The organism is Pseudoalteromonas shioyasakiensis (genome assembly GCA_013391845.1).
Taxonomy (GTDB): domain Bacteria; phylum Pseudomonadota; class Gammaproteobacteria; order Enterobacterales; family Alteromonadaceae; genus Pseudoalteromonas; species Pseudoalteromonas apostichopi.
In genome coordinates, this window is record CP058414.1 from 1,278,577 (window position 1) to 1,300,337 (window position 21,761).

20 protein-coding genes and 1 tRNA gene are annotated in these 21,761 nt (G+C 41.3%); 15 read left to right on the forward strand and 6 right to left on the reverse strand.

From position 1 onward, the window contains the following. Positions 1–238 precede the first annotated feature (238 nt). Both lptF and lptG read left to right on the forward strand, forming a co-directional pair. Positions 239–1,351, forward strand: coding sequence for an LPS export ABC transporter permease LptF (gene lptF, locus HYD28_05860; protein ID QLE08528.1), 1,113 nt, complete (start codon positions 239–241; stop codon positions 1,349–1,351). Next, positions 1,348–2,415: an LPS export ABC transporter permease LptG gene (gene lptG / locus HYD28_05865; GenBank protein ID QLE08529.1), complete on the forward strand. Its 1,068-nt coding sequence runs from the start codon at positions 1,348–1,350 to the stop codon at positions 2,413–2,415. The genes lptF and lptG overlap by 4 nt, the downstream gene beginning before the upstream one ends. A gap of 74 nt (positions 2,416–2,489) precedes the next feature. On the opposite strand, the gene HYD28_05870 is transcribed toward lptG, so the two are convergent. After that, positions 2,490–2,990 (reverse strand): RDD family protein, encoded by a 501-nt coding sequence (locus tag HYD28_05870; GenBank protein QLE08530.1) that lies wholly within the window; start codon positions 2,988–2,990, stop codon positions 2,490–2,492. Positions 2,991–3,131: 141 nt separating this feature from the next. On the opposite strand from HYD28_05870, the gene HYD28_05875 reads away from it, so the two are divergent. From HYD28_05875 to HYD28_05895, 5 genes are all read left to right on the forward strand, one after another. Next, complete coding sequence (locus HYD28_05875; GenBank protein QLE08531.1) at positions 3,132–4,784, forward strand: acyl-CoA dehydrogenase family protein; 1,653 nt, start codon at positions 3,132–3,134, stop codon at positions 4,782–4,784. Positions 4,785–4,960: 176 nt separating this feature from the next. Beyond that, positions 4,961–5,045 (forward strand) — tRNA-Leu (locus HYD28_05880). A gap of 370 nt (positions 5,046–5,415) precedes the next feature. Further along, positions 5,416–7,587 (forward strand): EAL domain-containing protein, encoded by a 2,172-nt coding sequence (locus tag HYD28_05885; protein ID QLE08532.1) that lies wholly within the window; start codon positions 5,416–5,418, stop codon positions 7,585–7,587. 47 nt (positions 7,588–7,634) lie between these two features. Beyond that, positions 7,635–8,648, forward strand: coding sequence for a fatty acid desaturase (locus HYD28_05890; protein QLE08533.1), 1,014 nt, complete (start codon positions 7,635–7,637; stop codon positions 8,646–8,648). A gap of 1 nt (position 8,649) precedes the next feature. Continuing rightward, positions 8,650–9,060: a GFA family protein gene (locus HYD28_05895; GenBank protein ID QLE08534.1), complete on the forward strand. Its 411-nt coding sequence runs from the start codon at positions 8,650–8,652 to the stop codon at positions 9,058–9,060. Here HYD28_05895 and HYD28_05900 read toward each other — a convergent pair. The 3 genes from HYD28_05900 to rhlP all read right to left on the reverse strand — a co-directional run bounded on the left by HYD28_05900 (position 9,053) and on the right by rhlP (position 13,309). Further along, complete coding sequence (locus tag HYD28_05900; protein QLE08535.1) at positions 9,053–10,291, reverse strand: MFS transporter; 1,239 nt, start codon at positions 10,289–10,291, stop codon at positions 9,053–9,055. The genes HYD28_05895 and HYD28_05900 overlap by 8 nt on opposite strands. 59 nt (positions 10,292–10,350) lie before the next feature. Continuing rightward, positions 10,351–12,408 (reverse strand): TonB-dependent receptor, encoded by a 2,058-nt coding sequence (locus HYD28_05905; GenBank protein ID QLE08536.1) that lies wholly within the window; start codon positions 12,406–12,408, stop codon positions 10,351–10,353. 88 nt (positions 12,409–12,496) lie between these two features. Beyond that, a complete protein-coding gene (gene rhlP, locus HYD28_05910) occupies positions 12,497–13,309 on the reverse strand; it encodes a rhombotarget lipoprotein (GenBank protein QLE08537.1) in 813 nt (270 codons plus the stop codon). A 252-nt stretch (positions 13,310–13,561) separates the two neighbouring features. Here rhlP and HYD28_05915 point away from each other — a divergent pair, with 252 nt between their 5' ends. From HYD28_05915 to HYD28_05925, 3 genes are all read left to right on the forward strand, one after another. Further along, positions 13,562–14,008 (forward strand): hypothetical protein, encoded by a 447-nt coding sequence (locus HYD28_05915; GenBank protein QLE08538.1) that lies wholly within the window; start codon positions 13,562–13,564, stop codon positions 14,006–14,008. Positions 14,009–14,109: 101 nt separating this feature from the next. Continuing rightward, positions 14,110–14,424, forward strand: coding sequence for a hypothetical protein (locus HYD28_05920; GenBank protein ID QLE08539.1), 315 nt, complete (start codon positions 14,110–14,112; stop codon positions 14,422–14,424). Positions 14,425–14,441: 17 nt separating this feature from the next. Beyond that, positions 14,442–15,515, forward strand: a complete 1,074-nt coding sequence (locus tag HYD28_05925; protein QLE08540.1) for an endonuclease/exonuclease/phosphatase family protein — start codon at positions 14,442–14,444, stop codon at positions 15,513–15,515. Between the two features lie 206 nt (positions 15,516–15,721). Here HYD28_05925 and HYD28_05930 read toward each other — a convergent pair whose 3' ends face one another. Next, positions 15,722–17,098 carry an NAD-dependent succinate-semialdehyde dehydrogenase gene (locus tag HYD28_05930; GenBank protein ID QLE08541.1) on the reverse strand — a complete coding sequence of 459 codons (1,377 nt, stop codon included), beginning with the start codon at positions 17,096–17,098 and terminating at the stop codon, positions 15,722–15,724. Between the two features lie 165 nt (positions 17,099–17,263). On the opposite strand from HYD28_05930, the gene HYD28_05935 reads away from it, so the two are divergent. The 3 genes from HYD28_05935 to HYD28_05945 are packed head-to-tail and all read left to right on the forward strand — an operon-like array spanning position 17,264 to position 19,420. After that, positions 17,264–18,301: a nitronate monooxygenase gene (locus HYD28_05935; GenBank protein QLE08542.1), complete on the forward strand. Its 1,038-nt coding sequence runs from the start codon at positions 17,264–17,266 to the stop codon at positions 18,299–18,301. Continuing rightward, entirely contained in the window at positions 18,298–18,864 is a 567-nt protein-coding gene (locus HYD28_05940) for a Crp/Fnr family transcriptional regulator (GenBank protein QLE08543.1), read from the forward strand. The genes HYD28_05935 and HYD28_05940 overlap by 4 nt, the downstream gene beginning before the upstream one ends. Before the next feature lie 49 nt (positions 18,865–18,913). Further along, entirely contained in the window at positions 18,914–19,420 is a 507-nt protein-coding gene (locus tag HYD28_05945; protein QLE08544.1) for a YgjV family protein, read from the forward strand. A gap of 44 nt (positions 19,421–19,464) precedes the next feature. Here the strand turns inward: HYD28_05945 and HYD28_05950 are convergent, their stop codons facing one another. Next, entirely contained in the window at positions 19,465–19,977 is a 513-nt protein-coding gene (locus HYD28_05950; GenBank protein ID QLE08545.1) for an NUDIX domain-containing protein, read from the reverse strand. A 216-nt stretch (positions 19,978–20,193) separates the two neighbouring features. Between HYD28_05950 and HYD28_05955 the strand changes: the two genes are divergently transcribed. Further along, positions 20,194–21,534 (forward strand): sigma-54-dependent Fis family transcriptional regulator, encoded by a 1,341-nt coding sequence (locus HYD28_05955; protein ID QLE08546.1) that lies wholly within the window; start codon positions 20,194–20,196, stop codon positions 21,532–21,534. A gap of 6 nt (positions 21,535–21,540) precedes the next feature. Then, on the forward strand, positions 21,541–21,756 hold the full coding sequence (locus HYD28_05960) for a histidine kinase (GenBank protein ID QLE08547.1): 216 nt from the start codon (positions 21,541–21,543) through the stop codon (positions 21,754–21,756). Positions 21,757–21,761 lie beyond the last annotated feature (5 nt).

The following is a 21,761-nucleotide window of genomic DNA, read 5'->3' on the forward strand; positions in this document are numbered from 1 at the left end:
TAATAGCACTAATCTTAGTACATAAACTATGACTCTATTTATGTGTTTTTGAACTTTATCTTAATGTGAATATCAATATCACATAATAGACGCCATCTGCACCATTTATGCAAGATTATATGTTCTTGCTAGGTATGATATTTAACTTTGATGGCATATAATAAAGTGAGTAAAATAACTAGTTTACTCAAAATTCCTTACTATTCCAGTGAAACTCGATGTTTAACAGGGGCGAGCATTGCTAATTTTTCGTTATTTGACCACTGAAGTCTTCAAGTCGCAGGTCGCCGTATTTTTAACTTTGATGACTATTTTTGTGTCTCAAAAGTTTGTCGTTATCTTAGGAGACGCCTCTGAAGGGGGTCTTCCAGCTAAACTTGTGCTTTCGATGATTGCACTAAAACTTCCTCAACTAGCTTCTCTTATACTGCCTTTGAGTATCTTCTTGGGTATTATTTTGGCGTACAGTCGCATTTATGCTGACAGCGAAATGACTGTTTTCAAAGCCTGCGGTGTTAGTGAGTGGTATGTGGTTCGTGTCACACTTATCTCAAGTACTGCGATGGCTGTTTTAGCTGGGGCGCTGACACTTTATGTTGCGCCATGGGCCAGTGAACAAGAATATCAATTAAAAGAGCAAGCAAAAGCGGATGCTGGCTTATCGGCACTTCGTGCAGGGCGTTTTCAGCAAACTGGAAACGAAAAAGCGGTTGTTTTTATTCACAACATCGAAAATAGCGGAAAAGAGCTACACAAAGTATTTGTTGCTCAGCTACCCGATCGTGAAAAAGGTGACTTAGCACGTTTGGTGTATGCAGAACGTGGTGTGGTGATTGAGCAAGAAAACGGTGAACAGCAACTTGTTCTTAACGATGGTAAGCGCTACGAAACAGATGGCGAGTCTGCTGCGTTAAACTTAACAGAGTTCGATGGTTACAGTGTGCAAATTCAAGATCAAGAAATTGAACATCAGCGCCGTAAGTTAGAAGCTATTTCAACGCTTGATTTATTCAAAATGAAAACCTCTGAAGCCATTGCACAGTGGCAGTGGCGTTTAGCTATCCCGCTTTCAATTCCATTATTAACCTTATTAGCAGTACCGCTAAGTGTGGTGAATCCGCGCCAAGGTAAATTCGCTAAATTGGTGCCCGCAATCAGCTTGTATTTAGGGTATTTCATTTTACTGAATGCCGCTAAATTTGCAGTTGAAGATGGCAAAATCCCACCTTCAATTGGCTTGTGGTGGATTCATTTATCAGCTTTGTTTATTGGTGGTTTCTTGATTATTAAAGGTCGTCCGCTCGGCGCATGGTTAAGGTCAATTGTGACTAAGCGGGAGCTAAGCATATGATGAAAACTCTCGACTGGTATTTAGGCCGCAGCATTATTCAAACAACCGGTTTTGCTTTAATGGTACTGGTGGGTATTAGTACCCTGATTAAGTTTATTGAGCAGTTAAAATCGGTTGGTCGTGGTAGCTATGATATTGCAACCGCGCTGATCTACACCATATACAGCATGCCGGGTGATTTGGTTATTTTCTTTCCTATGGCTGCACTGATTGGCGGATTGACCGGTCTTGGCGCTTTAGCATCCAACAGTGAGTTGGTGGTAATGCAAGCCGCGGGTATGTCACGTCTGCAAATTATTACTTCAGTTATGAAAACCGCTATGTTTATGGCGATTTGTATGATGGCGCTTGGTGAATGGGGCGCCCCTGAAGCACAGCTCAAGGCAAAAGAAATACGCAATCAAGCAATTTATGGTGGTGATGTTTTTAATGCCAAGCAAGGTGTGTGGGCAAAAGATGGCAGCAATTTTATTAATATCGAAGATGTCGACCAGCAAGGTACGTTACGTGGCGTGCATATGTATCACTTTGATAAGTCGTTGCAACTTACTCAGATCACAAAGGCTGAAGAGGCATTAAATCGTAAAGATGGCTGGTTACTTCGTGATGTGAATAAGGTGGTGATCACACCTGAGCAGATCAGTACTGAACAGCACAAGGAAGAGTTTTACGACTCGCAGCTGACCGCTGAAAAGTTAGGAGTTGTATCAGTGAAGCCCGAAGCGCTTTCGTTTACTGGGCTTTGGTCATATTTAGGTTATTTGCAGCAAAATGAGCAAGACACCAGCACTTATGAGTTAGCTTTATGGCGTAAGGTTATGCAACCGGTATCTATAGCCGTTATGTTGTTAGTTGCCTTATCGTTTATATTTGGTCCGCTTCGCACAGTAACAATGGGCGCACGTATTATTATGGGTGTAATAACAGGTATTACTTTCCACCTAACTAATGAGATTTTTGGTCCTGTGGTGATGGTTTATCAAATTCCAGCTGTGGTTGGTGCTGTGTTACCAAGCTTACTGTTTATAGGGTTTGCTACTTATCTATTGAATAAACGAGTGTAATGCTCGTTTAAAATGCACAAAAAAGCGTGGTTTGTTGCCACGCTTTTTTTGTACTTGATGTGTTGCTTAATCACTTAATCAAGTGAGCGATAAATACGTTTATTTTCTTCTTTGGTGAGGGTGATCACTTCAGTTTTTGCGATGTAATCTTGCAATGCGCGCTTATTTTTAAAATCCACCAACACCACTAAATTACCTAAACCTAATAGCGCAGTAATGGCTCTAAGTGCACCTTGTTGCCAGCTAATTAATTGACCATCGAGGGTTTGCACCTTTAAACGCCATGCCCGCATACCAATTGTTTGGCCACTCTTAGCCCAAAAGTAGCTAAAGAAACTAATACTCACTATTACCAATAATGCACTTCGAATGCCATACAGTAATGGCGAGTTTTGAATGAAAGCAGATACATCCTCAGCGTCACCAATGCTTAGTAAGTCTAAAGAAATTAGCCCTTGAACAGCTAATAAATACAGTACGGTAGTCAGCATCGCAAAGGCAATGATAACCAAGGTATCGTAGATTAAAGAGGCAAAGCGGCGCCAGAAACCGGCACGTGGAAACTCAGCTGACATAAACAATCTCATCCAATTAAATTGCGCAGTAGTTTAGCAAAGTCCTTCGCAAACAAGAAATACTTAACGGCCGTTTAGCAAGTCGACAAACAGGTCTGACCTGCTATAGTTGAGAAAATAATAAAAAATGAGCACACAATTATGGCCGTTTCTCAAAGCGAAACCCATCAGGTATTTAATCAACCCAAACCACTTGAAAACTACAATGCCTACGAGGCTGATACCGTATTACAGTATTGGCAAAACCGTTTTGCAGGGCAGTGGGGAACTGTGCATTTAGCTGCGTTTGGGGAGCAAGTGGGTGGCGTATTACTGCAAGCTGGTTTTTTAGCAAACAAACACTTACCAGAGTTAACGACTCACAGTCGGTTTGGCGAACGCATAGACCAAGTTGACTATCATCCAAGCTATCATGAGCTGATGCAGCATGCCATAGAGCAAGGTCACTGCGCATTGCCTTGGCAGCAACAAAAAGCCGGGAGTCATGTTGTAAGAGCTGTGATGGCAGTGCTGCACAATCATGCAGATCCGGGCTCCGGCTGTCCATTAACCATGACTTTTGCCAGTGTGCCAGCTATTGCCAGCCAAGAAAATATCGCAGCTATGTGGCTACCTAAAATAATGGCAAATCATTACGACCCAGATAATAAGCCTTGGTCTGAAAAAAAGGGTGTCACTATAGGTATGGCGATGACCGAAAAACAAGGCGGCTCTGATGTTCGAGCCAATACCACTAAAGCCGCAGCTATTAATGAAAGTGGCGCAGGGCAATTATACGCTTTAACTGGGCACAAATGGTTTTGCTCAGCGCCCATGAGTGACGCATTTTTAGTACTCGCTAACACTGATGAAAACCAATTATCCTGCTTCTTAGTGCCGCGCTGGCTCGAAACTGGTGAGAAAAATGCCATGTATATTCAGCGTTTAAAAAATAAGTTAGGTAATCAATCGAATGCGAGCTCTGAAATAGAGTTCAGAGGCGCGCATGGCTGGTTGCTAGGAGAGCCAGGGCGAGGCATTGCAACTATTATTCAAATGGTCGCTTTGACTCGTTATGATTGTATGCTTGGTTCAAGTTCGTTGATGTTGCAAGCTGTGAAAGAAGCGATATGGCACACTTCAGGGCGAAGTGTATTTGGTAAAAACCTGCACCAGCAGCCACTAATGCTTAATGTACTGGCAGATTTAGCTATTGAGGCTGAAGCTGCACTTGCTATTTCCATGCGCATTGCACATGCTCTTGATAATCAAGGTAATAGCAATGAAGTTGCATTAGTACGCAGTGCCACTGCAATAGGTAAATACTGGATCTGTAAGCGTGCGGTGCAGCAGACCTATGAGGCTATGGAATGTATTGGTGGCGTGGGTTATGTGCAAGACAACATTATCAGTCGACTTTATAAAGAAGCACCTGTTAACTCAATTTGGGAAGGTTCTGGTAATGTACAGTGCCTTGATCTTTTGCGTGTATTTAATCGTGAGCCTGAATCTCTGAAGGTGCTTATGAATGAGCTTGAAAAGGCACGCAGTTTGAGCCTCGACTACGCGACAAAGTTAGATGAACTACAACGAATGCTCACTGATGCCGCGAATCTCGAAATGCATGCTCGACGCATAATTGAAAGGCTTGCGCTACTTTGGCAAGCATCAACGCTATTACAATTTGGCGAGCCACTTATTGCAGACGCGTTTGTGAAGAGTCGTCTAAATGAAGTGAGTTTTAGCCAGTACGGCTGTCTTAGTCATGACATCGATTGTCAGGCTATTGTTTCACGAATGATGCCAAAACTCTAAAGTTAACAACTTGTTTAATTATTGTGCGGTTGAGTAGTGGCACCGCATAAAACGCTTGCTGCCTTACCTATTCTTTGTATAATGCTTGGCATAGAGACAAAAGCAGTTTAAAAAGCTTTTGCTCTAAAGTGGTTTTTCTTTATCTTCTCGTGTTTAGAAGGTTAAAGAAAAATGAAGCCAGTATGATGGAATTGGTAGACATGACGGATTCAAAATCCGTTGCCTTCGGGCGTGGCGGTTCAAGTCCGCCTACTGGTACCACTTTTATGACCCCAGCAGTTTTGCTGGGGTTTTTTTATGCCTGAAAGCTATCAGCTATCAGCCGAGTGATCGCCTATCGCCTAGTACCCAGAACCTAGGACCCAGAACCTAGGACCCAGAGCATATAACTCAAATTTAAGTACCAACTCCACCACTATTAAAGCAACTTTTGTTCTATTTATAACCGACCAAGTTCAAACTATGTTTGATCTACAAATAACCATGAAAAATGTGTGCTTATTTGCTTGGAAAGTAACCGTTTAAGACTAGAGTACGATGGTGTTTGCATGCGTCTTATAATACAATTTGTTTTCTAAACTATAAGTGAGGTCAATCACTTAGTGCACAATATCGGGTAAGGTAACTTAGCGTGGGTACATACGACTTAAAGCGTATAGTTGAAAGTATTTCAAATTTAAAAAGTGAAAACTTTTATAATGCAATATGCCTGTCTTTATCGGAAGTGCTTGGTGCTTCTCATGTTTTTTTAGCTCAAGTTGATGAGTCGACTTTGCATGCGACAACCATCGCTTTGGCTGAGCATGACGAAATTGTAGAAAACATCAGCTACGATATCCGCTGTACGCCATGCAACGATGTAAGGTGTGGCAGTATCTCAAGTTACAGCTCTGGAGTTCAGCAGCTATTCCCTAACGATCAGTTACTTGTTGATATGGGCATAGAAGCCTATGTGGGTGTGCCTTTACAAAGTATATCTGGCAAAACAGATACTATTCTTGTCGCACTATTTCAGCATGAAATAAACGATGCGATGCAAATAGAGTCTTTCTTCTCGTTATTTACAGGTCTTATTCAGCGAGAAATCGAAAAAGACCGCTTTATTGCTAAACTTGATTTTGCAAATCAACTTATCGAGCAAAGCCACGAAGCGATTTTTATTTGCGACCATAATGTACATATTACTTATGCAAATACGGCATTTACTGAAATGACCGGTTACTCGCTGAGTGAAGTATTAGGGCAAAACCCAAAAATTTTAAGCTCAAACAAGTATGATCCACATTTTTACAAAGCGATGTGGCATCAAATTAATACAGAGGGTAAGTGGTCTGGTGAAATAACGAATAAAACCAAACAAGGTAAGCTGTATACGCAATTTTTATCTATTACCAAAATGCAAAATAATGGTGAAGATTGCTATGTTGCGTTTATTTTGGATATCACCGAGAAAAAAGAAGCTGAACAGAAAATCTATTTTCACGCAAACCATGACCAACTCACCGGTTTAACCAATCGTTTTTACTTTAAAGAGTATTTATGCAAGCTAATATCGTCTTTGTCTTACCAAGATGATGCGAATACTAACTTAGCAGTGATCTACTTCGATGTTGATAAGTTTCAAGACATCAACACAGTCTACGGCTTAACGTTTGGTGATAAGGTACTATGCGAGCTGTCAAAACGGCTTAATGGCAGTTTTAAAGAGTGTGCTTTTTCGCGTATTGATGGTGATAGCTTTGCCATCTTACAAACTTATCAGCACGTTAGTGAACTTGAGCATGTTTGCAAACAAATTACCGCGTTACTTGTTGAACCTTTTTCGATTGGTGGAATTAGTCAGCAGGTTTCAGTTACGCTGGGAATGAGTCAATTTGAGCAAACTGAAACGGCTACTTCAAATTATAAAATTGAAAAGGTTGCCCGTCGTTTAATACGCCAAGCTGAACTTGCCACCTTAAATGCCAAGCAAACAGGTGATGAGTACCTGTTTTTCTGTAAAGAGATGGATAACAAGGTCAAAAAACACAATTTGTTAGTAGAACAGCTTACCCAAGCTGTGAAAAACAATGATATTGAAGTGTATTTTCAACCTATTATCGATATTGAAAATAACACAGTTGCTAAATTCGAAAGTTTAGTACGCTGGAATAATCAAGGCCAATGGCTATCACCTGCTGAGTTTATTCCTTTGGCTGAAGAGTCTCGGGTGATTATTCCACTCGGTGAACTCGTGTTGACTAAAACTTGTCAGCAAGTGAAAGAGTTAGAAGCAAAAGGTTATGAAAATGTTGTTTTTAACGTAAACCGTTCTTTATTTGAGTTTACTGAGTATAACCCTGAGCGTAATACATGGCTTGAGATTATTAAAGGACAAGGGGTTAAACCATCCCAAATTTCATTTGAATTAACCGAAAGTGTTTTAGCTCCAGAAAATACCAATCATCTAGATGTGTTAAGGCAGTTGAAGCAAGCAGGGTGTTTAATTTCATTAGATGATTTTGGTACGGGTTATTCGTCTCTTAGCTATTTACGCCGTTTTCCTGTCGATGTACTTAAGCTAGATAAGTCTTTTATAGATGAAGTACATGTTGATTCAGGTGACGAAGCGCTGGTCAAATCAATTATTCAAATGAGTCGTGTTCTGGGTATTAAAGTTGTTGCTGAAGGGGTTGAAGAACGCGAACAATTGGCTGTACTAACAGAAGCTGGCTGTGACTATATCCAAGGCTATTACTTTTCAAAGCCATTGCCAGCAAGCGATATACTGCCATTTTTAACGCAATTTCCTCGAGCGCAGTAGGTAATTACGGTATGATTTTGATATCAACCTGCTAGTAAAAGCTTACTATGTCAAAATCAACTGCAAAGCAAAATATAAAGACGATAGTTTCAGCTATTAAGGCTGAAGAGCAGTCGCTAAGAGCGCTTTATCCTATACTTAATCAGCAAAACACGATTGCTATGGCTATTCTACTCGTGTCGTTATGTTCACTGTTCGGCGTTGCGACACTCTATTATTTAGCTATTATTCCTGCATGGCTGTGTATCATTTTGGCTGCTTTTATTACCTCGATATCGCATGAACTTGAACATGATCTGATCCATAAGCAGTATTTTAGTAATCGTCCTTTTACACATAACCTGATGATGCTAACCGTGTGGCTAATGCGGCCAAATACGGTTAACCCTTGGTATCGCAGAAAAATTCACTTACATCACCATAAAGTATCCGGCACCTCGCAAGATTTAGAGGAGCGCTTAGTGGGCAATGGCATAAAATCACCATTTTTGAGGGTGTTGGTTATCACTGATGGCTTGCTAGGTTTATTAATTAATACCAAGCGATTTAATAAAGAAATTAGTGGCTTTAAGTTTTTACGAGTTTTTAATGCTGGCTTTCCTGTTGCAACAGCGTATTTTGCGACTCTTTATGGGGTAATTGCTTACTATGCTCTGCAATTTGTGCAGCCATTTACATTACCCGCTTGGGGAGTAGAGTTACTTACTGGGGCTGAATTCTTAATGGTGGTACTTATCGTGCCTAATATCATTCGCTCAACGTCTCTTAACTTGGTGACATCTTCAATGCATTATTATGGTGGTGTAAATAATTTGCTAGAGCAAACGCATGTGATTACCAGTCGCTGGTTTTTACCGTTTCAATTATTTTGTTTTGATTTTGGTCGTACACACACAATCCATCATTTTGTACCGAATCAGCCCTTTTACATTAGGCAATTGATCAGCAAAAAAATACATCCTATTATGGCCCAGCATGGGGTACGTTTTAATGACTTACAAAGCTTAAAACATGCCAATCACTACCCAGTAAAAGAGCAGTCATCTCAACAAGGAATTTAATATGAAGGTAACAGGTCGTTGTCATTGTGGTGAGGTAACTTACAATGCAGAAGTTGATGAAAATAAAGTGATTAACTGTCACTGTACAGATTGCCAAATTATCTCGGGTGCGCCTTTTCGCACTGTTGTGGTGTCTGTGCCAGATGGGGTTACCTTTACAGGTGCTGAGCCAAAAGAATATATAAAAATAGCCGAAAGTGGTAATCAGCGTGCGCAAGGCTTTTGTGGTAACTGTGGTACAGCCTTGTACGCGACTTCTGTAGGTGCAGGTGAGCGTATTTATGGCTTACGTATTGGCGCTGTAGAGCAAGCTGATGAGCTTATCCCTAAAGCGCATATTTGGTATCGTTCACATAAGCCTTGGCTCGATAACCTAAGTGATATGAGTATCTTTGAAACCGCACCTAATTAGCTGCCCCTTTTTGTTGTTGGCCGATAGTTAGATTTCGGCCACTTAAATAACCAAACAAAGCACACAGTAGACTTGATGCAATACACAGCCAAAGTGCTCCTTCCCAATTATTAAAATAACTATGTAAGGCACCCGCAATAATAGGGCCGGTTGCAGCCAATAAATATCCGATACATTGTGCCATGCCCGACAAAGCTGCGGCTTGCATTGAGTCTTGAGTTCGCAGGCTTACGAATGATAAACCTAGAATAAAACATGCGCCTGAACAAAAACCTAGAGTGATTGACCAAAACATCGCGAAACTAGGTGCAACTAATAACCCAAGTGAACAAAGCGCCCCAAGTAACGCAAGGCTTAAAGTTAAAATACGTTGATCTTTTAATTTGGCAAGTAGCGGAATAAGCACAATCCCTGGCAGGGCGGAGGCAACTTGAAAGGCGCCTTGTAAAGCACCAGCATGCTGCGCACTATGACCACCCTCTATTAAAATGCTGGGCAGCCAACCTAGCATGATATAAGTGAAAAATGAGTTAAAGCCGAGCAGTGAAGTGATTTGCCAAGCAAGTGCTGAGTGCCAAATTTTGCTTTGTGTACTACTTGGCACAGATGATTTTTTTGGCATGGTATGTTGCTTAAGTTGTGGTAACCACACAACAGTAGCCAGTACAACTAATAGGGCATAACTGGCGAGGGCTAATTGCCAGCCAAGTTCTTTATATTCTGCCAGCGGAATGATTATTGCTGAATAACTTCCGCCAAATATCCCCATTGCCAAAACATAACTAGACGTCATAACAGCCACTTTATGTGGAAAGTCCCGTTTTATCAGGCTTGGCAATAACACATTACCAATCGCGATACCGACGCCAATCACTGCAGTACCAATAAATAACACTGTGGCTGAGTCAATAACGCGAGATACGACTCCTACGCCTATAAGCACAAGGGCAATGAACAGCGATACTTCAAGACCGCACTTTTTAGCAAGGCTCGCCGCCATGGGGGAGGCAATAGCAAACGCGATTAAAGGTAAAGTAGTCAACATACCGGCTTGTGATGCACTTAACTGAAATTGTTCAATGATTTGTTCAAGTACAGGTGCGATCCCAGTGATAGGAGCACGTAAACTGGCTGCAATTAGAAAAATGCCCAGTACTAATAGAAGGTTACGAATTACGTTTTGAGAAGATGACACGCTGTTTGGAAAGAAAGCTATAGGTACTTTTATCATACCAAAACACTAAACAGCGTGGGTGAACTATGAGATAGCTCACCAAATAAAACGGTTACTTAAAACTGATAGCTTGCTGATATCATGGCGTTGCGCGGTCTACCCGGAAAGTAGCGGTCGCCACTAAATGTGGTGTAGTCTGCGCGCTCAGCATAGTGCTCATCGGTTAAATTGTTTATTCGCGCAGTAAGGGTAAAGTTAGGTGTTAGCTGCCATGCTGCTCTTAAGTTAACTAATGAGTGGCCTTCGTAACTATGCTGGTTTTCAGGATCAGTAAAGTAGCTGCTGGTGGTATGCAGCTCAAGTCCAACACGCGTTATGTCGTTTGCTTGCCAAAGTAGCTGTAAGTTAGCGATGTTACGTGGTGCAGTATCAATGAGATTGCCATTGATATTAACCTCGCTGAGTAACTGATTATAACTATATGTGTGTTTGGCGTGGCTTGCGGCTAACTGCATCGATAAGCTTGGCGTAATGGCATAGGCTAATTCAAGCTCAACACCACGATGCTGGGTTTGGCCGTCGTTGACATAATAAAAATCACTGTCGCGGAAAATGGTGTTCTTTTTATTCATTGCATAAATGCTAAATACATAATGCAGCTGTGCTTGTTGACCTTTTAAACCAAGCTCGAGGTTTTTAGCTATTTCAGAGTTAAGATCTGCAACATTTTGTTCGCGTTGTAATTGATAAAGCTCTGCCGCTTGCGGTGCTCGATACCCTTCTGAAGCATTGGCGTAGATAAACTGGTTATCAGCATATTGATAGCTTAAACCAAGCTTTGGCGAGAAGTTCGTAAAGCTATTTACGCTACTTTCTGGTCGAGAATAACGGCACCCGCCCATTGCGCATGCTGTGCCATCTTCTTTTGTACGACCAGCCAACATATGGTTAGTGTAGTCATAGCGCATACGCTCGTATCGACCACCAAGGCTGATGAGTAAGTCATCAAGCTGCCAATCAAGGTTAACAAATGGTGCTAATAGGGTGCTAGTTACTTGATAATCGTAATGTTTACCTTGAGGTACGGTGGCGACTAAAAACGCTGAGCCTCGAGTGGGGCTGTCTTGATATTGTAAAAAATCAGCATCTGTCAGCTCACCATCAAAACCAACAGTTAAGAGGCTTGCACCAGTTAACTTATGCTGCCAGCTTGATTGAAGGCCAACACCTTGCTGAGCATTTTCTTCAAGGGGAGTACCCGGTAAAAAATGCTTAAAGAAGGTCATGTTTTGGTCGCGGATATAAGGCGTTAGGGTAAAGTTGTTAGCCTCATCTTGTGTCCAATTTAGTTTTGACCAAATACGTAAAGAACGCGCTTTACGAAACGCATCTGGATCAAAATTAGACTGTGCTATTTGCTCGTCTTTATAACTTTCAAAGCCTTCTATGTAGCCTGCAGTTTGTTGATCTAAGTGAGTGTAGGTTAGGCCTGTACTTACACTTAGTTTTTCGCCATCAAAACGGTGACGCAGTGATAGCTTTTCTTGGTAAACACTTTCGTCATCACGGTAACCCGTATCTCTGGTGATCGTGGCATTAATGCCTAAACCTTGCTGGCCAAAATCACGGCCAGTGCCCAGTTTGTAGCGGGTGTAGCCAAACGATCCGTAATCAAAACCAAGTTGGTTGTGGTCATAGGTTGTATCTGGGGTGATCACGTTGACTACACCATGTACTGCGTTTGAACCGTAAAGAGCAGAGCCAGGCCCTTTCAGTACTTCGATGCGTTCTGCCATTTCAGTGTGGGCTTCGAATAATTCATTGATGTTGCAAAAACCAGCTGCGCGAAGTGGAATACCATCTTCAGCGGTAAGTAAGCCGCCGCAGGCTCCTGCACCAGAAAGTACAGGCGAACGTAAAGCGGGTAAATACTCTTGGCCGTTACCGTGTTGAAGATTAGCACCAGCAACCTGTTTAAGGGCTTGTTCAATGTGAGTTGGAGCGATAAGCGCCAGTTGCTTTTGTGAAATACTGCTGACCAAAACAGGCAATGGATCTGACAACACTTCGCTACGCGAGGCCGTAGTTGTAATATGTTCTAGTTCATTATTAGCAAAGGCTTGTTGATTAAATAATGAGGTGCTCACAAGCACTGAGAGTATCGACAACTTCATGAAAACCCTTTGGTTAGGTACAACAAAAACCAAAGGGTAACTGCTTTTTAGGATGGGTAAAAGCTTTCGCGATTAATAACTTTGTCTGTTATGAGCTTCGGCGATGCACTGCAAAACCTGCCAGTACTGCAACTAACCAAAACAAGCTACTGCCGCCAGTACCATTTCTGTGCGTGACATTGGCTACTTTATCTTCTTTTACGCGGGTTTTAAATTGCGCCAATTCAGCATCGAGATTTGTGATCATGTCATCAACGGCACCATTAAAGCTTGCCAGCGACTGCTCTTTTGCCATTTCATCTATGCCAATAGCTGTGCTGCGTTGCTCTGCTTTATGAATACCTGGAGCGCGAAACAGCATTTTTCGGCTTTTTACATCAAATACGGCGGTATCTACAAAGGTTTGTACTGAGTTTTCATTGCCCGGAATCACATATAAACCAACAATAGTTAGATATAAAAATGCAGCGTTATTTTCTAAGCTTTGCGACACCTGGTCGTACGAAACAAGCGCCATAATATCCACATCATATAAACGAGATACTTGCTCTAATGCGGTAAACCCTTCACCGCCTTTTAAATAGGTGCTTGGGATCACTTCAATGCGGTCAATGTAGTCATATTGCATAAACTGCTTTTTAACTTTGTTCAGCAGTGCCACTTCGTCACCATGATGCAAGCCATCATTGTACTTGTTAGGTATAAAGGCAATCCCTACAGTGGCAGGTAAGTTCAAAGTTGGGATCGTTGCTTGGTGTGCAGCTCTATCTTGTTGGTCCGGGTAAAGGTATTCAACCAATGAGCTTGATTGCGTTTTTTGATTGCCGTATTGGCTCATCATGGCACTACAGCCCGTTAGTGCAGTAATGCTAATGATCAAACACCATTTTAGTACATTCATAAATTATCCTTATTATGTAGTGAAGAAGCGTTTGTTTGTGTTGGTAAATATAACGACAAACGATGCAAACGGAGCTGTAACTCAGACCCGGTTTTTCATAAATAGTGCCAAAGAAGTTTAAAGAAATGTAAAGATTGGCTTTCTAATGTGTTGATATGTAAATAGTTACGTTTTTAAATTGTAACCTTTCATCTATGATTCAGACTAAAACGTTAGGCTTTTTACCAAGAGCAAACGTTAAGGGTCTCTATTATGAATAAATTAATTACTATCTCAGTTGCCGTTTTAGGTTTAAGTTTGATACCTATGGAAGCAAACGCGAAACATGATCGTGACCATGATAGATACGAACAAAAACACGAACGTAAAAAGCATAAAAAGCACCATAAACATAAGAAACACCACAAGCATTGTCATCATGACAAACATGATCGCTACTATGATCGATATGACCGCTACAGCTATCGTGATTTGCCACCCGGTTTATACAAAAAAGTAGGGCATGGTGGTGGCTTACCACCAGGTTGGTATAAGCGTTATCATCATGGTGATATTCTTGACCGTGATATATATCGCCATGGTCGAGTGATTAAACGTCGTGACCGAAATGGCATTATTGCCATCGAAATCGACGATCGCCTGATTCATCTAGTACACGATACGCGAGAGATTTTATCAATTGTCACTCGCCATCGTTAATCCTGTCGAAAGCCGCTTAGCGGCTTTTTTTTTTGCTTGTTTCATATCCAGTTCAGAAAAACTTGCTACGCTTAACTGAAACTAATAGAAGGAACACTCGCATGAAAGCATTGTTAACTGTTGCAGTGATAGGTTTAAGCCTAGTGACGGCTGGCGCACTTGCAAAAGACAAGGATAAGGATAAAGGTAAAAGTCTCCCGCCGGGCCTTGAAAAAAAACTTGATAATGGTGGTGATTTACCTCCTGGTTGGCAAAAAAAATTACGTAAAGACGATATCCTAGATCGTGATATTTACCGCCGCGGTAAAGTGATTAAATCACGAGATAGAGATGGTCTAATTTCAATTCAAGTCGACGGTACTGTCGTGCGTTTAGTGGAAGACACCCGAGAAATTATTTCTATTTTGAGCCGCTAATTTTGTTTGCATCGATCATGACTTATGGATTGAGTTCACTATTGGCCATGCTGCTAGTGGTCTCAATCTTGCCATTTTCATACTCCCAACATTATCTAATTCGCAGTTGTGATTTTGTACGCTTGCAAGTGGTTTACCTTGCTTGTGCGAGTTTAATTGCGGCAGGTTATTTAATTAGCACCACTGATTCATGGCTTTTTATTGGTTGCGCAGTTGCAAGTATCATTGTGCTGATTTTGCAAGTCGGATGGATTTACCCCTACACAAAACTGGCTAACAAAGAAGTTGCCTCAAGCAATAAAAGCGATAAGCACAGTATTCGTATTATGTCGGCAAATGTCCTGATGTCGAACACTGAATATGACAAACTCATTGGCTTAGTTAAAACGCACCAACCTGATTTACTCATTACTCTAGAGTCTGATCAAACTTGGCAAAATAAACTGAGCAGTTTAGAGCAAGAGTACCCATATCGTGTTTACTGCCCAAAAGATAATCGTTATGGCATGCACTTGTACAGCAAGTTTAAAATCAAACAACAGCAAGTTTGTGAGCTTATAGAAAGCGATATCCCCTCAATTCATATTTTGTTTGAAGATGCCGATGGCGTAGAAGTACAAGGGCACTTTATTCATCCAGCTCCCCCTAGCCCCACAGAGGAGGACAGCTCGCGCCCCCGAGATACTGAACTCATTATTTTAGCGAAAGCACTTAAAAACAGACTGCGACCTTGTATCGTTGCTGGTGATTTAAATGATGTTGCTTGGTCACGCAGCACACGTTTGTTTATGCGTATCAGCGGTCTATTGGACCCACGTAAAGGGCGCGGGTTTTTTAACACCTTTCATGCAAGTTACTTTTTTATGCGTTGGCCACTTGATCATCTTTTTCATAGTAATGAGTTCAGTGTCAAGCGAATAGAGCGTTTGGAAAAATATGGCTCTGACCATTTTGCCCTACTTACAGAGCTTGTTTATAACCCAGACTCAGCTAATCAAAAACAGCTAGAACAAATAGACAAAGAGGAAGCGATTGATGAGTTGAAAATGCCTGCTGCGTCCAAGCAGCAAGTGCCAATGTTTAAAGAGTAATAAATATTAGGTGTAATACCAACCCGCAATAATACTTAATAACTTTGAGTGATTAACCCTCTCGTTACCTACATGAAAAATTTCTGACTTAGAAAAACTAAATAACTAAATTTTTGCCTGCTATCAACGAGCTTCTATTACCTTAAAATTGATCTCTTAATTAAGTGAAGTGGTGTAAAAAAGGGCTCATATGAGCCCTTTTTATTTTAATCGTTGACCATAATGGTTTTAATATTAACGAATTCTCGTAACCCAAATCCGCCGTGTTCACGGCCATAACCACTGTCTTTTACCCCCCCAAATGGCAAGTTTGGTTGCGCAAGACCATAGCCGTTAATATTGACCATACCAGTATCAAAGTGCTGCTTTGCAAGCTCAATGGCTGCCTGTTCGTCTTTTGAGAAAATACCGCCGCCAAGGCCATAGCGAGAGTCATTAGCGATTTGCATTGCCTCAGCATTATCTTTTGCTCTGATAAGTGATGCGACAGGGCCAAATAATTCATCATCGTAAGCAGGCATTCCTGGTTTAACATTCTCAAGAAGGGTAGCGGTGTAGTAAAAGCCGGTGTGCTCAGCAATCTTGCCACCGGTGATAATATTAGCTCCAGCATTGACTGAGTCTGTAACTTGTTGATGCAGTTTATCACGCAGATCTTTGCGAGCCATTGGACCGAGCGTTGTCTTTTCATCATTTGGATCGCCAAGCACAACTTGCTCAAATTGTTCTTTAATTAAGGCTTTAAAATCATCATATAACGCATCAACAACAATAAAACGTTTTGCTGCTACACAGGTTTGCCCATTGTTGATCAAACGACCTTGTGTACATGCGCTAATGGCAGTATTTAAATCGGCATCATCAAGTACGATATAAGCATCATTACTGCCAAGTTCTAGGACGGTTTTTTTCACTTGTTTGCCAGCTTGCTCAGCAACTTTTTTGCCAGTTTCATCGCTGCCAGTAAATGTCACCCCACGAATAGCTGAGTGCGCAATTAGCTCGCTTGCAGTTTTGCCGTCAATCAGTAAGTTTTTAAAGCAATAATCATCAAAGCCTGCTTGTGAAAACATTTGCTCAATCTTTTCGGCCATGCCAAATACATTACCAGCGTGTTTTAGCACCGTGGTATTACCCGCCATGATATTAGCGCAAGCATATCGAATAACCTGATAAAGCGGAAAGTTCCAAGGTTGGATACCTAGAATCACACCAATTGGTTGGTAACTAATAATTGCATGACCATCCTGCATATCTCGCTTTTCATCAGCAAGCACTTGAGGCCCTTGTTCTGCGGTGTATCGACAAATTGCAGCGCACAGCTCAACTTCTTGAAGACCTTGTTGATATAACTTGCCCATTTCATCTGTCATCAGTTGTGCTATTTCTTGCTGATTAGACTCAATCACTTTTGCTAGTTGATTAAGTAATTTTGCACGGTGTTCATGTGATGTAGTGCGCCACTTTAAAAAAGCTTGATGGCATTGTTCAACCTCACTTTGTGCTTGTTGAAGTGACAGTAGATTATAAGTATTTAAAGTTTGCTCATTGGCTGGATTGATTGTAGTAACAGTATCAGTCATCATTATCTCCTTACAAAATTGTAGGAGAGAGTCTGCAAAGCTAATACCTGTTTTTTATTTTTCTATATTTTTGTTTTGTAATAACTTTATTTTTATCTTGTGTTTGCTTCGCTCTCTTTTTATGTAAATACTGCAACAGGCTGCAAAACTTACAAGGAATACGTAATGACAAATTCTGTGTTAAATACTGAACTTGCAATTATTCAAGCACCGATGGCGGGTGTGCAGAATGCTAAGCTGACTGTGGCTGTTTGTGAAGCCGGGGGGCTTGGATCGTTGCCTTGTGCTATGCTTTCGATAGAGCAGCTTAAGTCAGAACTTGATTACATAAGCCTGAGTACTGATAAGCCATATAACCTTAATTTCTTTTGTCATCAGACACCTGACTATACATTGGCTCAGCAAACTGCTTGGCATGGGGTGCTAGCACCTTATTTTGAAGAGTTAAATGTAGATGCCTCACAATTAACCCGTAATGCTTCTCGTCAGCCAATTAATCAACAAGTGATAGATATTATCGCGCCCTATAAGCCCGCTGTTGTCAGCTTTCATTTTGGTCTGCCAAATAAGGATATTGTTTCTCAGATCAAAGCGTGGGGCGGGACTGTTCTTTCATCAGCCACAACGTTAGATGAAGCGCGCTGGTTACAAGCAAATGGGGCCGATGCGATTATTGCACAAGGGATTGAAGCAGGCGGCCACCGAGGGCATTTTTTATCGATGAATTTATCGTTGCAACCCACTACTGTGCAATTAGTACGAGAGTGTGTAGAGCTTGATATACCCGTTATTGCAGCAGGGGGGATCTGTACTTCTGAAGATGTAGCACAGTACCAAGCCTTGGGCGTGATTGCAGTGCAGGTAGGCAGTGCTTACTTACTTTGTGAAGAAGCTACGACAAGTGCTTTACATCGTGAAGTATTAAAAACGGCCGAGCCAGATTCTACAGAATTGACGACCTTATTTTCAGGTCGCCCAGCACGAGGAGTTCGCAACCGAGTCATGCAAGAGTTAGGTGCAATGCCAGAGCAGGCACCGCCTTTTCCTTATGCGTCGATTGCGATGACCGCATTACGCTCAAAAGCCGAAGCCAAAGGCGATAGTGGTTTTTCACCGCTTTGGTGTGGTGAGCGCTTTATTGTTCGAGAAGGTATTAACGCAGAGCAAATTACTACGATATTAATGCAAGGTTGGCAATCTTGACTGATCCCCAGTTACTTCCGCTAGGTGATAGTTATCATCAGCTTGCCAGTGAATTTCGTAACAAGCTTGCTGGGCAATGCTCTATAAAACGTTGCGCTAAAGGTGATGTTTTATTACAACAAGGCGACGAACAAGATGCTGGTTACTTAATTGTGTCTGGGGTGCTTGGCGCATTACATGCATCATCACAAGGCGTGCAAAAGTGTAAAGAGTTTTACTTTCAAGATGAATTTGCACTGCTTTATGGTAATTGGTTAACTAAAACCCCTGCGCTTTACCAACTTAAAGTAATACGTGATGCTGAGCTTATTAAGGTGCCTTTAGTTTTACTCGAGAGAGCCGACTGGCAAGCAATCAAACATAACCTGATTAGTCAGCAGCTACTATTTAAAGAAGCAAAAGAAGCATTTTTATTACTGAATACGCCAGAGCAGCGTTATCAATATTTACGGGATCAAAAACCGCACTGGCTTGAACAACTGAGTTTAAACGAAGTTGCTATGTATTTAGGGATCTCAGCTATTTCTTTATCACGAATTAGGCGGCGTCTTAACTTAAGTTAAGGCGCAGCAAAACAGTGAACATTACACTGCTGATTTTTCAGGAGTCGTTATGTTTATTTTATCTCAATGCTTAGTGGCCATTGCCACATTACTCGATTTGGCTTCATTTCAGTTTAAACAAAGACAAGCAATTTTAGCTTGTTTGTTTAGCTCTGTTTTACTCACATCTGTGCACTTTATGCTGCTCGATAACTTAAGTGCAGCATGTTTAATGCTGATCGCAGCACTACGTTATGGTTACTTTATTTTTGCGCGCAAAACTTGGGTGATGATTGCATTTATGCTTTTGAGCATAAGCGCAGTGCTATTTACTTGGCACACTTGGGTGAGTTTTATTGCCCTAACAGCGACCTTAATTCAGACTTATGCTTCGTTTCAGAGTAAAGATTTGTTACTAAGGCTTTTTATGCTCTTAGGTACACTATGTTGGTTAACACATAATGTTCTGATTTTCTCGCCAGTAGCAGTGGTAATGGAAGCAGTGTTTTTATTGAGTAATTTACTAGGACTTTGGCGTTTTTATATCGCTCCAAAAGCGATGAAAACATGTCAATAGATGCATATTCAAAGTGTTACAGCATGCTTTCCATTTAAATAAAACTAAAGCGAGTCAGCAATTCGTTTTAATAAAAAGGTCTCGCGCTGAATTGATAAGCCCTGTTTATCACTCATTGCCATAGTGGTTTCATTATGTGCTATGGCATCAAAAATATTTACCCATTTAGGGTGCATGCCATTTTGCACTTCGTAATGTTCCATTTTTGGCTCTGCAAATTCATCGCTTATTTCACAGAAGTAGCAATAAGACTTGATATGAACACAGTCGAAGTCGTCTTTGTACCAAGGCCTGATCTCTTCGTATAACCCCAGTGGTCGGTTTACTTGGATGTGTTGTGCGCCTGTTTCTTCACGTAATTCTCGGTGAAGCCCTTGCTCAATGCTTTCGCCTTCATCAACTCCACCACCTGGTAGGCTGTAGTCATCATAACGGGCGGTATATAAAAGTAGTATTTGTTCACCCTTTAATACGATAGCGCGCGCAGTGTTACGAATAAATATCGTGCCATAGTCATTACTTAAACTTGGGTGAATTACTTTTCTTAATAGCTTCATGGGATTACAACTTTAAATTAACGCAAGTACAGCTCAGCTTAATATTGAATGCGCCATAATAACCTTTTTTTCGCATTTAATTCATTATACTTACCCCAAATTGAAACTAATAAGGTAATATAACTGGAATTAAGAACTATTTAGGTATCTAGCGTGTTTGGTTTTCTTTTCGAAAAAAAATTGCGTAGAATGATGAAAAAAGCTTAGGAAATGAATATGTTGAACGTACTTTTGGTCGATGATGACAGTGAATTTAGCGATGTAGTTTGTCACATAGTGGAGTTTCTTGGGCATAATATAAATACCGCAGCAAATTTGGCAGAAGCGGAGCAATGGTTTGAAAACAACACGTTTGATCATGTCTTTTTAGACTTCATGTTGCCAGATGGCAGCGGCCTTCATTTACTTGAGCATTTAAAAGCAATAGGTCAATCTCCTCGAGTCACATTAATTTCAGGGCACCCTTCAGTAAAAGGTAAGCTAGCAGAGATGTGTGAACCTAATGTAGGGCATCTTGTTAAACCTTTACAACGCGAAGATATCGAGCGTGTACTCAACCCGAAAAAATCAGCCCCTAAGAAAAAAGCAACACCAGCAATAAAACGTCATTTTGGCACTCTGATTGGTGAATCTGAGGTGATGCAGAAGCTTTATACTATGATTGAGCGTGTTGCAGCCACTTCTGCCAATGTGATGTTGATGGGTGAAAGTGGTGCAGGTAAAGAAGTGGTGGCGCAGGCAATTCATAATGCGACTGAGTGTGATGGTCCGTTAGTGGCAACCAACTGTGGTGCATTTTCAAAAGAGCTGATTGGTAGCGAATTGTTCGGTCATGAAAAGGGCGCGTTTACAGGGGCTATTGCGCGCAAAGAGGGTGTATTTGAACAAGCTGCTGGTGGTACTTTGTTTTTAGATGAAGTCACCGAAATGCCGATTGATATGCAACCAAACTTACTACGCGTTCTTGAAAGCAAAAAAGTAACCCGAGTGGGTGGCACCAAAGAGCAAGCAGTGAATTGCCGTGTTATTTCTGCTACCAACCGCACCTTAACCGACCTTGCGCAAAACAATGTTATTCGTGAAGATATTTATTTTCGTTTAGCGGTATTCCCCATTGATATTCCACCGCTACGTGAGCGAAAAGAAGATATTCCACTGCTCGCCAATGCCTTTTTAGAGCAACTCAATGAAGAAAACGGCACCGACTTTAAATGGCAAGCAGCGCAAATCAAAGAGCTAGAAGGGCATGATTGGCCTGGTAACGTGCGTGAGCTTCGCCACGCTATTCATCGGGCTTTTATTATGAGTGACCCTAAAGGGGCAGCTATTACCTTGCCTGAATCATTAGAGTCTCCGTTCTCTAAAGTGAATAAAGAGAGCCAAGCAAATCAAGTTGTTGCAGGGCAAACTATTGAAGAAGTTGAAAAAGAATTGATCCACGCTACTTTAGATAAAGTACAAGGTAATAAGACGATTGCAGCACAAATGCTGGGGATCAGTACTAAAACTCTTTATAACCGTTTAAATGCTTATGGAGGCATTGGCGAATATAAATAACAAAGGATGGCTATGAATAATAACGAGTCTTTACGAAAAATGGTGCACGACGCTCGTGCGCCGCTAAACCGTATTTCAATGAATGCAGAGTTAGTTAAGCTCGTATTAGAAAATGATATGCCAAAGCAAAAAGCACTTGAGGCATTAAATAAAATAATAGCTAATTGCCAGCAGTGTAGTGAGCACTTACAAGAAATAAGTGACACTCACGGGGCTGACTAAGCACT

Coding starts and splice junctions, on each gene's coding strand:
- lptG (QLE08529.1), top strand. CDS start 1,348: ATGATGAAAACTCTCGACTGGTATTTAGGCCGCAGCATTATTCAAACA.
- HYD28_05870 (QLE08530.1), bottom strand. CDS start 2,990: ATGTCAGCTGAGTTTCCACGTGCCGGTTTCTGGCGCCGCTTTGCCTCT.
- HYD28_05875 (QLE08531.1), top strand. CDS start 3,132: ATGGCCGTTTCTCAAAGCGAAACCCATCAGGTATTTAATCAACCCAAA.
- HYD28_05890 (QLE08533.1), top strand. CDS start 7,635: ATGTCAAAATCAACTGCAAAGCAAAATATAAAGACGATAGTTTCAGCT.
- HYD28_05895 (QLE08534.1), top strand. CDS start 8,650: ATGAAGGTAACAGGTCGTTGTCATTGTGGTGAGGTAACTTACAATGCA.
- HYD28_05900 (QLE08535.1), bottom strand. CDS start 10,291: ATGATAAAAGTACCTATAGCTTTCTTTCCAAACAGCGTGTCATCTTCT.
- HYD28_05905 (QLE08536.1), bottom strand. CDS start 12,408: ATGAAGTTGTCGATACTCTCAGTGCTTGTGAGCACCTCATTATTTAAT.
- rhlP (QLE08537.1), bottom strand. CDS start 13,309: ATGAATGTACTAAAATGGTGTTTGATCATTAGCATTACTGCACTAACG.
- HYD28_05915 (QLE08538.1), top strand. CDS start 13,562: ATGAATAAATTAATTACTATCTCAGTTGCCGTTTTAGGTTTAAGTTTG.
- HYD28_05920 (QLE08539.1), top strand. CDS start 14,110: ATGAAAGCATTGTTAACTGTTGCAGTGATAGGTTTAAGCCTAGTGACG.
- HYD28_05925 (QLE08540.1), top strand. CDS start 14,442: ATGACTTATGGATTGAGTTCACTATTGGCCATGCTGCTAGTGGTCTCA.
- HYD28_05930 (QLE08541.1), bottom strand. CDS start 17,098: ATGACTGATACTGTTACTACAATCAATCCAGCCAATGAGCAAACTTTA.
- HYD28_05935 (QLE08542.1), top strand. CDS start 17,264: ATGACAAATTCTGTGTTAAATACTGAACTTGCAATTATTCAAGCACCG.
- HYD28_05945 (QLE08544.1), top strand. CDS start 18,914: ATGTTTATTTTATCTCAATGCTTAGTGGCCATTGCCACATTACTCGAT.
- HYD28_05950 (QLE08545.1), bottom strand. CDS start 19,977: ATGAAGCTATTAAGAAAAGTAATTCACCCAAGTTTAAGTAATGACTAT.
- HYD28_05955 (QLE08546.1), top strand. CDS start 20,194: ATGTTGAACGTACTTTTGGTCGATGATGACAGTGAATTTAGCGATGTA.
- HYD28_05960 (QLE08547.1), top strand. CDS start 21,541: ATGGCTATGAATAATAACGAGTCTTTACGAAAAATGGTGCACGACGCT.